The sequence below is a fragment of the Brevibacterium sanguinis genome, from assembly GCF_003315415.1.
GTDB lineage: Bacteria > Actinomycetota > Actinomycetes > Actinomycetales > Brevibacteriaceae > Brevibacterium > Brevibacterium celere_A.
This window is the reverse complement of record NZ_QNSB01000006.1, coordinates 186,473-200,627: the sequence shown is the minus strand read 5'-3', so window position 1 is coordinate 200,627 and position 14,155 is coordinate 186,473. Positions and strand designations below refer to the sequence as shown.

General features: G+C 70.0%; 13 protein-coding genes. 8 read left to right on the top strand and 5 right to left on the bottom strand.

What is annotated here, in order from left to right:
- Position 1 precedes the first annotated feature (1 nt).
- The 3 genes from DFO65_RS10680 to DFO65_RS10670 are packed head-to-tail and all read left to right on the top strand — an operon-like array spanning position 2 to position 2,789.
- The gene (locus DFO65_RS10680; RefSeq protein ID WP_113904404.1) at positions 2-541 is read left to right on the top strand and encodes a TRAP transporter small permease; all 540 of its coding nucleotides are present in this window, start codon (positions 2-4) and stop codon (positions 539-541) included.
- The gene (locus DFO65_RS10675; RefSeq protein WP_113904403.1) at positions 538-1,995 is read left to right on the top strand and encodes a TRAP transporter large permease; all 1,458 of its coding nucleotides are present in this window, start codon (positions 538-540) and stop codon (positions 1,993-1,995) included. The genes DFO65_RS10680 and DFO65_RS10675 overlap by 4 nt, the downstream gene beginning before the upstream one ends.
- A gap of 26 nt (positions 1,996-2,021) precedes the next feature.
- Positions 2,022-2,789, top strand: coding sequence for an SDR family NAD(P)-dependent oxidoreductase (locus DFO65_RS10670; protein ID WP_113904402.1), 768 nt, complete (start codon positions 2,022-2,024; stop codon positions 2,787-2,789).
- Between the two features lie 122 nt (positions 2,790-2,911).
- Here DFO65_RS10670 and DFO65_RS10665 read toward each other — a convergent pair whose 3' ends face one another.
- From DFO65_RS10665 to DFO65_RS10655, 3 genes are read right to left on the bottom strand one after another with little or no spacing between them, the layout of a single operon-like run.
- Positions 2,912-4,066: a PPC domain-containing DNA-binding protein gene (locus tag DFO65_RS10665; RefSeq protein WP_113904401.1), complete on the bottom strand. Its 1,155-nt coding sequence runs from the start codon at positions 4,064-4,066 to the stop codon at positions 2,912-2,914.
- The gene (locus DFO65_RS10660; protein ID WP_245940623.1) at positions 4,056-5,045 is read right to left on the bottom strand and encodes an IclR family transcriptional regulator; all 990 of its coding nucleotides are present in this window, start codon (positions 5,043-5,045) and stop codon (positions 4,056-4,058) included. Before DFO65_RS10660 ends, DFO65_RS10665 begins: the two co-directional genes overlap by 11 nt.
- Positions 5,042-5,725, bottom strand: a complete 684-nt coding sequence (locus DFO65_RS10655; protein WP_113904399.1) for a TetR/AcrR family transcriptional regulator — start codon at positions 5,723-5,725, stop codon at positions 5,042-5,044. Before DFO65_RS10655 ends, DFO65_RS10660 begins: the two co-directional genes overlap by 4 nt.
- A 112-nt stretch (positions 5,726-5,837) precedes the next feature.
- Here DFO65_RS10655 and DFO65_RS10650 point away from each other — a divergent pair, with 112 nt between their 5' ends.
- The 3 genes from DFO65_RS10650 to DFO65_RS10640 all read left to right on the top strand — a co-directional run bounded on the left by DFO65_RS10650 (position 5,838) and on the right by DFO65_RS10640 (position 8,798).
- Positions 5,838-6,623, top strand: coding sequence for an SDR family NAD(P)-dependent oxidoreductase (locus DFO65_RS10650; protein WP_113904398.1), 786 nt, complete (start codon positions 5,838-5,840; stop codon positions 6,621-6,623).
- Positions 6,624-6,688: 65 nt separating this feature from the next.
- Positions 6,689-7,522, top strand: a complete 834-nt coding sequence (locus DFO65_RS10645; RefSeq protein WP_342766925.1) for an ABC transporter ATP-binding protein — start codon at positions 6,689-6,691, stop codon at positions 7,520-7,522.
- A gap of 97 nt (positions 7,523-7,619) precedes the next feature.
- Positions 7,620-8,798, top strand: a complete 1,179-nt coding sequence (locus tag DFO65_RS10640; RefSeq protein WP_113904396.1) for a methyltransferase — start codon at positions 7,620-7,622, stop codon at positions 8,796-8,798.
- A gap of 35 nt (positions 8,799-8,833) precedes the next feature.
- Here DFO65_RS10640 and DFO65_RS10635 read toward each other — a convergent pair whose 3' ends face one another.
- Complete coding sequence (locus DFO65_RS10635; protein WP_113904395.1) at positions 8,834-9,766, bottom strand: serine/threonine dehydratase; 933 nt, start codon at positions 9,764-9,766, stop codon at positions 8,834-8,836.
- A 179-nt stretch (positions 9,767-9,945) separates the two neighbouring features.
- On the opposite strand from DFO65_RS10635, the gene DFO65_RS10630 reads away from it, so the two are divergent.
- Both DFO65_RS10630 and DFO65_RS10625 read left to right on the top strand, forming a co-directional pair.
- A complete protein-coding gene (locus tag DFO65_RS10630; RefSeq protein WP_113904394.1) occupies positions 9,946-11,376 on the top strand; it encodes an MFS transporter in 1,431 nt (476 codons plus the stop codon).
- A gap of 83 nt (positions 11,377-11,459) precedes the next feature.
- Entirely contained in the window at positions 11,460-12,566 is a 1,107-nt protein-coding gene (locus DFO65_RS10625; RefSeq protein WP_113904393.1) for a Gfo/Idh/MocA family protein, read from the top strand.
- A 58-nt stretch (positions 12,567-12,624) separates the two neighbouring features.
- On the opposite strand, the gene DFO65_RS10620 is transcribed toward DFO65_RS10625, so the two are convergent.
- Positions 12,625-13,962 (bottom strand): MFS transporter, encoded by a 1,338-nt coding sequence (locus DFO65_RS10620; protein WP_113904392.1) that lies wholly within the window; start codon positions 13,960-13,962, stop codon positions 12,625-12,627.
- Positions 13,963-14,155 lie beyond the last annotated feature (193 nt).

The window sequence follows — 14,155 nt, the reverse complement described above, 5'->3', positions numbered from 1 at the left end:
GATGAGAATCGTCCGTTGGTTCGAGGACTGGGTCGTGGTCCTGTCCTTCGTCGTGATCGTCGTCGTCACCTTCGTCAACGTCCTGGCCCGCTACCTCTTCCAGGCCTCCCTGGCGTTCTCGGAGGAGATCACCATCAACCTCCTCGTCGTCATGACGATGATGGGGGCGGTCGTCGGCATCCGCCTCGGTGCGCACCTCGGGTTCACCTACCTGGTCGAGAATGCCCAGGGCGGCACCCGGCGGGTGCTCATCGTCGTCGGGGCCGCCCTGATGATCGTGTTCCTCGCCGTTCTCCTGATCTGGGGCGGGGAGATGCTCGTCCACCAGGCGGCCCGCGGGCGGGCGACGCCGTCGCTCGGCATTCCGCAGTGGCTGTTCACCTTGTCGATTCCGCTCGCGGGACTCCTCGGGATCGTCCGCACGGTGCAGTCCGCGCGGACTGCGCTCACCGAGGACACCTCCGCCGAGGCGGTGACCGAGCGGCTGGCCCGTGAGGCCGCCCCCGTCGTCGACGATCTCGAGATCGGAGGGCGGCGATGATCGAGCTCCTGCTGTTCGGCAGCTTCTTCCTCTTCCTCGCTCTCGGGATCCCGGTCGCGTTCGCCCTCGGCCTGTCCGCCGTGACGGTGCTCATCACGACCGACGGACTCCAGGTCCTCGACGTCGTCCCCAGCGTCATGTACCCCTCGCTGAGCTCGGGGACCCTGCTCGCGATCCCGTTCTTCGTCCTCGCCGGGATCGTCATGCAGCACACCGGGATCTCGAAGCGCCTCGTCGATCTCGCCTTCATGCTCTTCGGCCGCTTCAACCACGGGCTGGCCGCGGTGACGATCGTCTCCGCCTTCTTCTTCTCCGCGATCTCCGGATCGGGGCCGGCGACGGTCGCCGCGATCGGCGCGATCCTCATCCCGGCGCTCGTCCGCAAGGGATACGAGAAGAAGCACGCCGTGTCGCTCGTTGCGGCATCGGGATCGATGGGCATCGTCGTCCCGCCGTCCATCGCGTTCATCATCTTCGCCGTCGTCGCCGCCGAGTTCGGCTCGATCTCGATCTCCCGACTCTTCATCGCGGGCATCGTGCCCGGTGTCATCATGGCCGTCGCGTTCTTCGTCGCCGCGCTCTTCGTGCCGCGGGTACGGGAGGCGGCGGGACTGCCGAGCCGGTCTCGAGAGGCAGTCGGCGCGGCCGGCTCCGCGGGTGCCGAGGGACCGTCGACCGGAACCGGAGGGGCGACGGCCGTGCAGTCCACGGCGGGAGGCGGCGGTTCCGGGGAGACCGCCACGGCGACGGCGACCGGTGATCCCATCACCATTCTCAGCGGTGGGCCGGCCGATGTCATCTCCGCCTTCGTCAAGGCGATCCCGGGACTGCTCATCCCGGTCATCATCCTCGGCGGAATCTACGGCGGTGTCTTCACCCCCACCGAGGCGGGTGCCGTGGCCTCCGTCTATGCCCTGGTCGTCGGCGTGTTCGTCTACCGGGAACTGAGGTGGCGGGACCTGCCGAAGGTGTTCCTGGAATCGGGAGTGTCGACCGCGGTGATCATGTTCATCGTCGGTGTCGCGAGTCTCTTCTCCTACGTCATCACCGTCGAGGGCGTGGCGGAGCGGGTCTCCGGGGCGGTGCTCGGGATCACCGACAACAAGTTCGTCATCCTCGCCGTCATCACCGTCGTCCTCCTCATCGTGGGCGCGTTCGTCGACGCGATCAGCGCCTTCTACCTGTTCATCCCGATCCTCGTGCCGATCCTCGTCGGAGTCGGGGTCGACATGACGACGATTGGCGTGTTCATGACCGTGAACCTCGCGATCGGACTGTTCACCCCACCGGTCGGCCTCAACCTCTATGTCGGTGCGGGCATCGGCAGGATCAAGCTGGAGGAGGTGGTGCGGGGGATCCTCCCGTTCCTCATCTGCTCCATCGTCGCCCTCATCCTCATCACCTACATTCCCGCGATCTCGAACTGGCTGCCCGATCTCCTCGGAGTGGGATGAGCCGGGCGAACATGACAAGGAGACTCATGGAACCGCACCTTCTCAATGGCAGGACCGCGCTGATCACCGGGGCCGCCCAGGGCATCGGCTTCGCCATCGCCGAAGCGCTCGCCGGTCGGGGCGCCTCGGTGGGCGTCGTCGATCTCCGCGGCGCCGACGAGGCCGCCGCACGGCTGGCCGAGGAGCACCCGGACCAGAGGTTCGCGGGCTTCGCCCTCGATGTCCGTGACGCCGAGGCGGTGCAGGGCACGGTCGACTCGTTCGTCGCCGGATTCGGCGGCATCGACATCCTCGTCAGCAACGCCGGGACCGCGGCCCGCGTCGGCATCGACGAGATCACGGCCGAGCAGTGGCAGCGGGACCTCGACACCAACCTCGGCGGGACGTTCAATGTCATCAGGGCCGCCGTCCACCCGCACATGCTCGATGCGGGCGCGGGATCGATCATCACGATCTCCTCGATCTCCGGGATCAACGGAGGGGCGGTGTCCCAGGGTGAGGCCGGTGCGCGCTCGGGTCCGGCGTACGCCGCGAGCAAGGGCGGCATCATAGCGCTGACGAAATGGGTGGCCAAGGAGTACGGGCGGCGGGGGATCCGGTGCAATTCGGTCGCGCCGGGGCCGGTCGAGTCGGCTCTGACCGCCGGTCAGGACTACGACACGTCCGGTCAGGCCCTCGACAGGCTGGGCAGGCCCGACGAGATCGCCGAGGCGGTCGCCTACCTCGCGGGCGACGGCGCCTCATTCACCACCGGGCAGATCCTGCGCGTCGACGGCGGGGCCGTGATGTCCTGAGGGCTCTCCATCTCGGCGAGACGGCGGGATCCAATCACTTTCGGAACCATACATCTGTTTCAGAACAGATGTATGGTTCCGAAAGTGATGAGAGTGCTCGCCGGGCTCGGTACTCGTCGAACTCAGGGGAGCTCGAGGAGGAGCAGCTCGAAGGTGACGGCGACTGGATTCGCGCCGGTGCGGACCCTGCCGGCGAGCACCCGGCCATGGACGTCGACCGCCTCGGCGACGAGCTCGACGTGCGGCTCGCCCGGGCTGTCTTCGACCGTTCCCCTGAGGACGGTGTATTCGGCCGCCGGCCAGTCGACGACGACTTCCTCGGCCCGTTCACCTCGACCATTCACGTCCTCGAAGATCGCACCGACCGTGCTGCCGAGGCTGCCACGGACCTCGGCGCGGGTGAATCCCGCTGCCCGGCACACGTCGAGGACCGCTTCGTCGATCATCTGACCAGGGCGGATGCGGGAGACCACGCCCGTGCGGACGGTGTCCTGATCCGTCTGATGCGCACTGCTCGCCGAGGTGGGAGAGACCTCGACGTCGTGGATCGGGTTCGGAGCGACACGGTGGTCTGGACGCGACCGCGGCGCGAAGGTCGGCAGCCCGGTCTCCTCGTCGATCGCGCTGAGAAGCTCCACATCGGAGTAGGCGAACACGCGCAGCCGGAGACCCTCGGCGCCGATCGTGGCGCCGGGAAGGAGGTGGCCGCCCCGGTGGCGGCCGAGCCGGTCGGTCCAGGAGGCGTGGATGTGCCCGAAGGGGTCGAGCGCAGCGGGACCGGGCGCGGCAGGACCGGGCGCGGGACCGGGCGGGGCAGGAGCGAGCGCGGGAGCAGGTGCAGCGGGCGCGGGGGCGCGGAGGTCGGAAGCCGGCGACCGGAATCCCAGCGTCGCGGAGCCTGCCCTCACGCGGACGGGGCACTCGGCCGACATCTCCGCGCTGAAGTGCATTGGATGCGCGGCATCAGGACCATAGGCCGGTCTGACATAGGGAAGCGCGGAGAACCCGCCCGAGACGACCTCGACTCCGGCCCCGCGGACGTCCAGCTCCGACAGGATCCGCCCGAACTCGGTGAAGAGCTCGGCCCCCGGCAGCAGATCGACGTCGTGGACCGCCACGGCGGTCGGCACCGACACGATGCGCGGGTGAAGCCGGGGCCCGGCATGGACGAAGGTCTCACCCGCGCGACCGAGCGGATAGTCTGGCGGGGGCGTCATCGACTCGACGGTCGCCGGATCGGCAGCCGCGGGCCCGGTGGTCGCCGGTTCAGCGCTCATCGTCGACCTCGGCAGCGGTGAGATCGAGCTCGGCGAAGGCCGAGTCGTCATCGCGGGCGGTTCCCGGACCCGAATCGGCGCCGGAGCCGAGCGCCGCGGCGATGGCGCGTGCCTCATGGCGGAGCAGGGCGACGAGCCGCTCGACCCGGGGGCCGGTGATGCGGTCGGCGATGCTCGCGATCGACAGGGCCGCCCGAGGGCGGCTGCCGCGGATCCGCAGCGGCACCGCCACCGCCCACGACCCCTGCGCGAACAGTCCGGGGTTGTGGACGAATCCGTCGATGCGCGCCTGGTCGATGATGTCGCGCAGCTGGTCGATCGAGACTTTCGGGTACTTCTCGGCGAGGATCTGCGCATTCGCCTCGAACTGGGCGTCGACCTCGGCGCTCGTGAGCTCGGCGAGGATCGCGAGGCTTCCCGCGCCGATGCCCAGCGGGTGACGGTCGCCCACGGCCAGGGCATTGTTGAAGATCTCGCCGAATCCCTCCTCCCGGCGGGCGCAGATCGAGTAGCTGCCGGTGCGCAGGGTGAGGAAGACGGTGTCCTGAGTGAGCTCGGCGAGCCGCAGGAGACTCGATTCCGACTCCGTGACCAGGGGATCCACCGATTTCTGCGCGAGCTGTCCGAGGATCTGGGACTGCACGCCGAGGCGGTAGCCGCCTTCGTCGAGCCGTTCGACATAGCCCATCGCGATGAGCGCGTGCAGCATCCGATGCACACTCGGCTTGGGACGGCCGCTGATTGCGGCGATCTCCGACAGGCTGGCACCGCAGCTGCGCTCGCTGGAGATGAGGCCGACGAGGTTGAGCAGGGTCAGCGCGCGCTGGATGCTCTGGGCGCCGGTGCCGGGCTCGAGGTCGTCGATGGCGTGGGCGACGTTGAACGAGGCGGAGCGCCGGAGGATCTTCCCCCGCATCCTCATCCGGCCGAGTTCGTCCGGTCCGACGCCGCTGTGCATGGGACGATTATCATCGCTCATTCGGCGGAATCCGCCGCAGATCCATGATGTGGAACGGCAACGAGGCCCGCCGACAGTGCCCGGAAGGCCCGTCCGGCCCGCTCGGCCGGGTCCGCCCCGGCGCCGGCACGGTCCCCGCTCGACTCGGCCCACTCCTCGAGTCCGATGCGCACCGCCGCGGTCGCGGCCGCCGCGAAGAGACGGGCGTCGAGCTCGTCGTCCCCTGGGCCGAGGAGCGCGCGGAAGACGCCGAGAAGGCGACGTTCGGACTCCCCGTTGACGCGCAGCCAGACGGAACGCAGCGCGGTGTCGGTCAGGGCCGCACGGAGCAGGCCCCCGGCCCTCTCCAGCGCCTGCGCCTCCTCCGGGCCGTCCGGGGAGAGCACGGTGCGGATCGCCGAGGCGATCGCCGCCCGCAGCCGGTTCCCGTCGATCGATCCCCGCCGGGTGTCCGCGGGGTCGTCGAGGGCCGCGGCGATCGCCGACTGCCAGTCGTCCGCGCCGACCGAGAGCAGCGGGGCGACGGCATCCTCCTTGGTCGGGAAGTATCGGTAGAAGGTGCGCAGGGACACCCCCGCCTCCGCGGCGATCGCCTCGACGGTGACGCCGCCGGAACCCGCCGCCGACAGCAGCCGGGCGGCGGCGAGGGCGATGTCCAGGCGCGTCGTCGCCCGCCGCCTCTCGGTCAGTGAAAGCTCCATGGCTCCACTGTACGAGAGCACCCGGAACGGGAAGTCCTCCGCGCTCCCAAGCGTTGACCTGTATGACACAACGTGTCACGCTGGCATAAATGGACATCAAGAAGGGATCATCATGAATCGCTACACGGATCGCCGCGTGCTCATCACCGGAGCGGGCTCGGGCATCGGGCAGGCCACGGTGCTGCGCTTCCTCTCCGAGGGCGGCCGCGTCGCCGCTGCCGACGTCAGCGCCGCCGGTCTCGCCGACACCGCGGCCAAGGCGGGCGAGGCGGCGGAGCGCCTGCACACCGTGGAGATGGACATCGCCGCGGAGGACTCGGTCACGGCCGGGGTCGCCGAGGCGATCGAGTGGCTCGGCGGTCTCGACGTCGTCGTCAACGCGGCCGGGATCCTGCGGTCCTCCCATACCCACGAGACGAGCCTCGCCGACTTCGAGCGGGTGATCCGCGTCAACCTCTTCGGCACCTTCCTCGTCATCCGGGAGTCGATCCCGGCTCTCCGGCAGGGCCACGATCCGGCCGTCGTCAGCTTCAGCTCCACCTCGGCGATGTTCGCTCATCCGTACATGGCCGCCTACGCCGCGTCGAAGGGCGCGATCCAGTCGATGACACACGCCCTGGCCTCGGAGTACGCCAAGGACGGGATCCGCTTCACCGCGGTGCAGCCGGGTTCGATCTCCTCGGGGATGACCGACGGATCGGGGCAGAGCGGGCAGAGCCGGGGACCGGGATTCCCCGCGGACGCCGACCTGTCCCTCCTCGCGAAGCTGCAGCCGGCCATCGGCGATGGGTTCGCGGGCCCCGAGACCGTCGCCGGGGTCGTGGCGATGCTCGCCAGTGAGGACGGGAAGTTCATCACCGGCACCGAGATCCGCATCGACGGCGGCACCCACTTCTGACGATCACTCCCTCGTCCGCGCCCCCGCGGTCCGGGGGCGCGCTGGTCCCGGGTAGCATCATGGCCATGACGGTCCTCACCCTCGACGACGTGACCTTCCGGCGCGGCGACACGCAGATCCTCCACGGCATCAGCCTGAGGGTGGAGGCAGGCGAGCACTGGGCCCTCCTCGGCCCCAACGGGGCGGGGAAGTCGACGATCCTCAGCTTCTGCGCGGCCCAGGTCTTCCCCACCTCCGGCACCGTCGACATCCTCGACCACCGCATGGGCCGCGTCGAGCTCCAGGCGCTGCGCCGCCACATCGGCCACGTCAATCCCCGGCACCCGCTGCGGTCGAACATGTCCGTGCGCGGGGTCGTGCTCACCGGGCTGACCGGCACCATCGAGCGCCCTCTGCGGTGGGAGCCGAGCGCGGACGAGGTCGCGGAGGCCGACCGGCTCATCGCCGAGGTGGGGTTGAGCGACCGTGCCGGCGCCGGCTGGCAGGTGCTCAGCCAGGGGGAGCGGGGGAGGACTCTCGTCGCCCGCGCCCTCATCGCCGATCCCAGCCTCCTCCTTTTCGACGAACCGACGACGGGCCTCGACGTCGCCGCCCGCGAACAGCTGCTCGAGACGATCGACGACCTGTCGGTGTCATCGCCCGACCTGGCGACGATCCTCGTCACCCACCACCTCGAGGAGATCCCCGAGAGCACCGGGAAGGCGATGCTCATCTCCCACGGCCGGGTGACGGCGTCCGGGGACATCGCCGAGGTGCTCACGACGGACACCGTCTCCGCCGCGTTCGACCACCCCATCGAGGTCGGGTACGAGAACGGGCGATGGTCGGCCCGGACGAGCAGGAGCCGCCCCCTGCACATGCCGCATCCGCCTTCGGCTGAAGCGCGTCCTTCGGACTGAACCGGTGGAGGGCATGGGATAATTGGCAGGCGCGATTCGCCACGGCACCTCGTCGCAGTGCCAGAAGTCCATGCCTCCGACTCCGAGGGAGCCGTCCGTGCCCACCATCGAATGGACCGAGGACGACCGCACCCGCTCGGCGGCCTGGCATTCGGAGAGCGGTGCCGCTGCCCCGGAGCGGGTCGTCGTCATCGACGATGCGATCACCGCCACCGCCGCCTACGCGCTCGCCCGAAAGGGGACCGGGCTGCTGTGGCGCGGGGACTTCCACAACGGCAGGCAGCTGCTCAGTGCGATGGCGCGGCGGGTCGACCTCGCCCTCGCTCGCCGAGGCGGCCGGAGAGGATCACGTGGCCCCCGCGGAGGCGGGGTGGCCGCATCGGCGACCGAGGGCGAAAAGATCACCCGGGCGTTCCTCGCCCAGCGCCGGGCACGGGAGGACAGAGCCCGGATCCTCGGTCGGCTCATCGTCGAACTCGGCGCGGACTTCTCCCTCGACCTGCGCCGCGCCCCCGATGTGCGCGAGGCGTGCCGAGACGCCTACGGCGACCCCACCTCGGCGATGTGCGTGTCGCTGACCGAGCTGCAGGGCGTGCTCAGCGCCCGCGGATGGCACGAGACAGGGGTGCCGATTCCCTCGCTCGATGCGAGGATCCACCCCCGGTACGGAGTGTTCTCCCCGGTCAGGGGCGAGTACATCGAGCTCGTCGCCCGAGCGCCCATTCCCGCCGGAACGCGGACCGCGTTCGACCTCGGAACGGGCACGGGTGTGCTCGCTGCCCTCCTCGCCCGCCGCGGAGTGGAGAGCATCATCGCCACCGACATCAACGGCCGCGCCGTGGAATGCGCGAATGAGAACTTCGCCCGACTCGGGTGCGCGGACAGGGCGCGCGCGATCGAGGCCGACCTGTTCCCCGAGGGGCGGGCCGACCTCATCGTGTGCAATCCGCCGTGGCTGCCTGCCCGGCCCACCTCGGCGCTCGAACTCGGCATCTACGACGAGGACTCCTCGGTCCTCCACCGGTTCCTCGAGGGAGCCGCCGAGCACCTCAATCCGGGAGGAGAGGCCTGGCTCATCATCTCCGACCTCGCCGAGCACCTGGGCCTGCGCACCCGGGCCGACCTGCTCGAGCGCATCGCCGCAGCCGGCCTGCACGTGATCGACCGTCTCGCCACCGCGCCCACGCATGGTCGTGCCACGGATGCGAGCGACCCGCTCCACGCGGCGCGCAGCCGGGAGGTCACCTCGCTGTGGAGGCTGGCCGCGGACGGCTGACCGGGGACGGCGCACCGGGGACGGCGCACCGGACCTCAGAGGTCGCCGAGGTGGGTGTTCGCCCCGCACAGGACGACGCAGACCTTCTCTCCCTCGCCCGGGCGGTACCCCTGCGGTGAGTCGATCCCGGCCAGCGCCGTAGCCGCGGCATGCTCGACGGCCAGCCGGTGGTCGCTCCACAGCCTGCGGCGGGCGTCGACGATCTCCACGTCGGGCACGAGCACCGAGGTGACGAAGTCGTTCTGGGCGGCCCGCAGGGCGAGCTCGGTGACCCGACGGGCGCCCAGGGAGTCCGCGGCCACCGAGTCGACCGGGACGTCGACGACCTCACCGGCCTCGAGCGCCGCGTTGAGCGCCCGGCAATTCTCGGGTTCGACGGCGACGGTGCGCACACCGTGATTCCGGGCGACGGTGGCGATCCCGGCGAAGAGTCCGCCGCCTCCGACGGCCACGACCACGGTGTCGAGGTCGGGCACCTCGGCGAGGATCTCCACCATCAGCGTTCCCGCACCGGCGGCGATGAGCGGATGGTCGTAGGCGTGGGAGGCCAGCGCGCCCGAGGACGCCACGAACTCCTCGCACGCGGCGGCCGCCTCGGCGTACTCACTGCCGACGAGGCGGACATCGGCGCCGTAGCCGCGCAGCCGTTCGACCTTGACTGCGGGAGCGGTGGCCGGGAGGAACACGGTCGCGGGCACGCCTTCGGCCCGTGCAGCCCACGCGCAGGCGAGCCCCGCGTTCCCTCCCGAGGCGATCGTCACCCCGGCCCCGGGCAGGGTGCCCGCCTCGAGGTGGGCGCGGATGAAGTTCTTCGCCCCACGCGCCTTGAACGTGCCCGTGAACTGCGTGAACTCCAGCGCGAAGCTCACCGGCGAGGCGGGGGAGCGGCGCGCGATCGGGACCGGGCGGACCTGGCCGGCGATGCGGTCGGCGGCGGCGGTCACCTCGGCGACGGTGAGTGCATTCATCGCCTCCACTCTACTTGCGAGCGAGGTGACCGACCCGTGCTCGATTCGGCCCGATGTGTCCTGGATCTCGCTTCTTCGGCTTGATTCGTATACCCCCTGTGGGTATATGGTGGGCCAGCGGGGAGTACACCCCCGGGGTATGAGCTTCGAGCCCGCCGCCAGACGTCGAAAGGAACCTGATGAGAGAGACCCGTACGGCCAGGGGGCAGGCGATCGCTCTGCTCGTGATCGCGATGGCGCAGCTGATGCTCGTGCTCGACGACTCCATCGTCAACATCGCGCTGCCGAGCATCCAGACTGAACTCGCCGTCGATCCCGTCCACCTGCCCTGGGTCGTCAATGGCTACATCCTCGCCTTCGGAGCCCTGCTCCTTCTCGGCGGGCGGATCGGCGACATCTGGGGGCGGAAGCGGACCCTGCAGCTCGGCCTCCTCGTCTTCGCACTCGCCTCCTTCGCCGGCGGACTCGGCCCGAACGTCGAGACTCTCATCGCCGCCCGCGCCCTGCAGGGAGTGGGTGCCGCGCTCGCCTCACCCAACGCTCTCGCGCTCATCACCACCACCTTCGACGACCGCACGATGAGAGACCGGGCGCTGTCCCTGTACGGGGCGATGAGCGGCCTGGGAGTCGTCCTCGGTCTCATCCTCGGCGGGGTCCTCACCGGAACCCTGGGATGGAGATGGGTCTTCTTCATCAACGTGCCGATCGGGCTGCTGGCGCTGCTGGGAACCCGCACCCTGGTCGCCGCGAAGCCCCACACCGGGCGGATCGGCACTCTCGATGCCGTCCTCGGAACCGGAGGAATGGTCGCTCTCGTCTACTCCATCACCCGTTTCGGCGAGGCGGGAGCCGCTGATCCGATTGCGCTGGCCCTCATCGCCGCGGCCGCGGTGCTGTTGGCCCTCTTCGTCCTCGTGCAGTCACGCAGCGCGAACCCGCTGGTTCCGCTGAGCCTGTTCCGCAGCCGCAACCGGTCGGGTGCCTATGTGGCGATGCTGCTGCTGGCCGTCGGGCCGATGGGTACGTTCTTCATCATCACCCTCCACCTGCAGAACCTCGAGGGCTGCGGTCCGCTCCAGACCGGGCTGGCCTGGCTGCCCTTCGCCGTCGGGATCTTCATCGGCGCGGGGGCGGGGCCGAAGCTCGTCCTCAGGTTCTCCCCACGGTTCGTCGCTGCGGTGAGCGCCGTGTTCGCGGCCGGTGCGACATTCTGGTTCTCCCGCATCTCCCTCGACACCGCCTATTGGTGGCATCTCGCCCCGGCGATGTTGTTCCTGGCCATCGGGTACGGCATGGGCATCATGGCCCTGACCCAGGCCGCGATCTATGGGGTGGAATCGGCGCGGGCGGGCATCGCCTCGGCACTGCTCAACTCCGCCCAGCAGATCGGGGTCGCGATCGGCCTGACTCTGCTCGCGGGGATCGCCGCCACCGTCACCGCGGCCCGGGGTGCCGGAGCGGACGCGGCTCCCGCCGCACTGCTCGAGGGGTACCAGTTCGCGCTGATGGCGGGCTCGGTCATCGTCCTCGTCGCCGGAATCGTCGCAGTCATCGCGCTGAAGCTGCCGAGCCCGCCGGTGTTGAGCACGAGGCGGTCAACTGAGCACTGAGCAGCCGCGCGTCGGATTCCGCTGAGGCGGCGCACGCCGTAAAGTGGCCGAACGATGTCCCGACTCCTCTCGGAGGTGCTGAAATGACCGCTGCAACCACAGACGGAGCAACGAATACCGCCCCCATCAGAGCCGCCATCGTCGGGTTCGGCACGTCCGGGCGGGTGTTCCACGCGCCGCTGCTCGCCGCCGACCCCGACTTCGAGATCGCGGCCATCGTCACCTCCGACGAGGAACGCCGCGCTCAGGCCGAGCAAGCCCACCCGAGCGCGATCATCCACGACTCGTACGAGGCTCTCCTCGAACGCATCGACGACGACGCCGACATCGACCTCGTCGTCATCGGCACCCCGCCCGCGCTTCACAGGGAGCAGGCGATCGCCGCCCTCGACCGCGACCTCAGCGTCGTCGTCGACAAGCCCTTCGCCCCCACCGCCGAGGACGCCCGGCAGATCATGGAGGCCCAGGCCGCCTCGGCGGGGGTCCTCAGCGTCTACCAGAACCGGCGCTGGGACTCGGACTTCGCGACCCTGAGGGCCCTCCTCGCCGAGGAGGGGCTCGGGCAGGTGCGAACCTTCGAGTCCCGGGTCGAGTCGTGGAGCCAGAGACCCCCAGGCGGGTGGAAGGACACGACCCCGGTGGCCGAGGGGGGAGGGATCCTCTTCGACCTCGGGACACACCTGCTCGATCAGGCGGTGGTCCTGTTCGGCCCGATCAGCGACGTCTACGCCGAGCTCACCGCCCACAGCGCCGAGGCGATTGCCGATGAGGACTCGTTCGTCTCGCTCCTCCACGAGAACGGGGTGCGCACCCGGGTGTGGATGAACCGCCGGTGCCCGGCACCGGGCGACCGGTTCCGCGTCGTCGGCGACCGGGCGGCCTTCGTCAGCGGCGCGAGGGACCCGCAGGAGGCGCAGCTGCATGCCGGAGTCGGGCCCGCGGACGACGAGTACGGATGGTTCGACGACCCGCAGGCGATGCAGGTCCATGTGCCTGCGCAGACCGAGGGCGGCGAGGCCGACGTCGACACCCCGACCGCCGTCCGCGGCGACTACCCCGACTTCTACCGGCGCATGGCGGCGGCCATCCGCGGTGAGGGCGAGATTCCGGTCGACCCCTATGAGTCGGCCCAGATCCTCGCCCTCATCGAGAAGATCCACGCGGAGTTCCCGCTGCGCACCCGCGGCTGAGGCCGGAGGCCGGTACGCGGTCGTCCGGTTGCGCACGCGCGGCCGAGGCCGGCGGCTCTCAGTCGTGATGCCTGCTCACGCCCAGGGGGACGCCCTTCGTCTCCTTGACGAGGCTGACGCCGATGAGCGAGATCACGCAGACGATGATCATGTAGATCGCGATCGACAGCGACGTGCCCGTGGAGGTCAGGAGCGCCTCGGCGATGGTGGGGGCGAAGGCGCCGCCGAGGATCGCACCGAGCGCATACCCGATCGAGACCCCGGAGTAGCGGACCTGGGCGGGGAACATCTCCGCGTAGAGGGCCGACATCGGGCCGTAGCTCAGGCCCATGCCGACCGTGAGGACGAAGATGCCGATCCCGTACATCCAGATGTTGGCCATGTCGATCATGAGGAACGTCGGGACCAGCCACAGGATGAGGAGGCCGTAGCCGATCTGGAAGGTGCGCACGCGACCGAGTCTGTCCGAGAGCGCGCCGCCCCACATCGTGAACACGAGCCAGCCGAAGCTCGCGACCGTCGTCGCCAGCAGCACCGGCGCGCGCTCGAGGCCGACCATTCCGCCCTCGGCGAGCGGACGCGAGGCGTATGCGGCGAAGAACGCGATGATCATGTAGCCGACGGCGTTGTTGCCGATGAAGATGAGGGCCGTGAGGACGACCTCCTTCGTGTTCTTCCGGAACAGGGTCGACAGGGGAGCCGAGGACTCGGCGCGCCGCTGCGCGAGTTCGGCGAACACCGGGCTCTCCTCGACGCGGCGGCGGATGTAGTAGCCGACGATGACGAGGACGATCGAGAACAGGAACGGGATCCGCCAGCCGAAGCTCGCGAACTGCTCGGGACTGAGGACGGTGGTGAGGATCCAGATCACCCCGGTGGCGAGGATCATGCCGATGGGCACCCCGATCTGCGGGTACGCGCCGAACAGGCCGCGGCGTCCCACCGGGGCGTGCTCGACGGACAGCAGGGCCGCGCCGCCCCACTCGCCGCCGGCGGAGAACCCCTGGAGGATCCGCAGGAACGTCAGCAGGATCGGGGCCGCGACGCCGATCTGCGTGTACGTCGGCAGGACGCCGATGAGCGAGGTGGCCAGGCCCATGAGCATGAGGGTGAGCACCAGCATCGTCTTGCGCCCGATCCGGTCGCCGAGGTGACCGGCGATGATCGCCCCGAGCGGGCGGAACAGGAACGAGATCCCCAGGGAGGCCCACGCCATGATCTGCCCCAGCCCGGGACTGTCGGTGGCGAGCGGGGCGAAGAACTGGGCCGCGAGGACGAGGCCGGCGGCCTGGGCGTAGATGAAGAAGTCGTACCACTCGATCGTGGTGCCGACGAGGGTGCCGGCGAGGACCTTGCGCTCCTCGGCGGTGTAGGACGGGGCGGATGCTGTGGACATTGTCGGGCTCCCTGCCGGATTGCTGTCTGGTTCGGTCTGCCTGGGTGTGACTGCGTCGTCGTGGTGCTCGGGCAGGCCCGGGTTGCCGGTCCTGGTCGGGCCGGTCGTCCTGCCTGTGCCGCTCGGACGGGGTGGGGGCGTCGTCGCCTCCGCCCCGCCGGGCCACGCGGGTGACCGGTTGGTCAGTAATTGA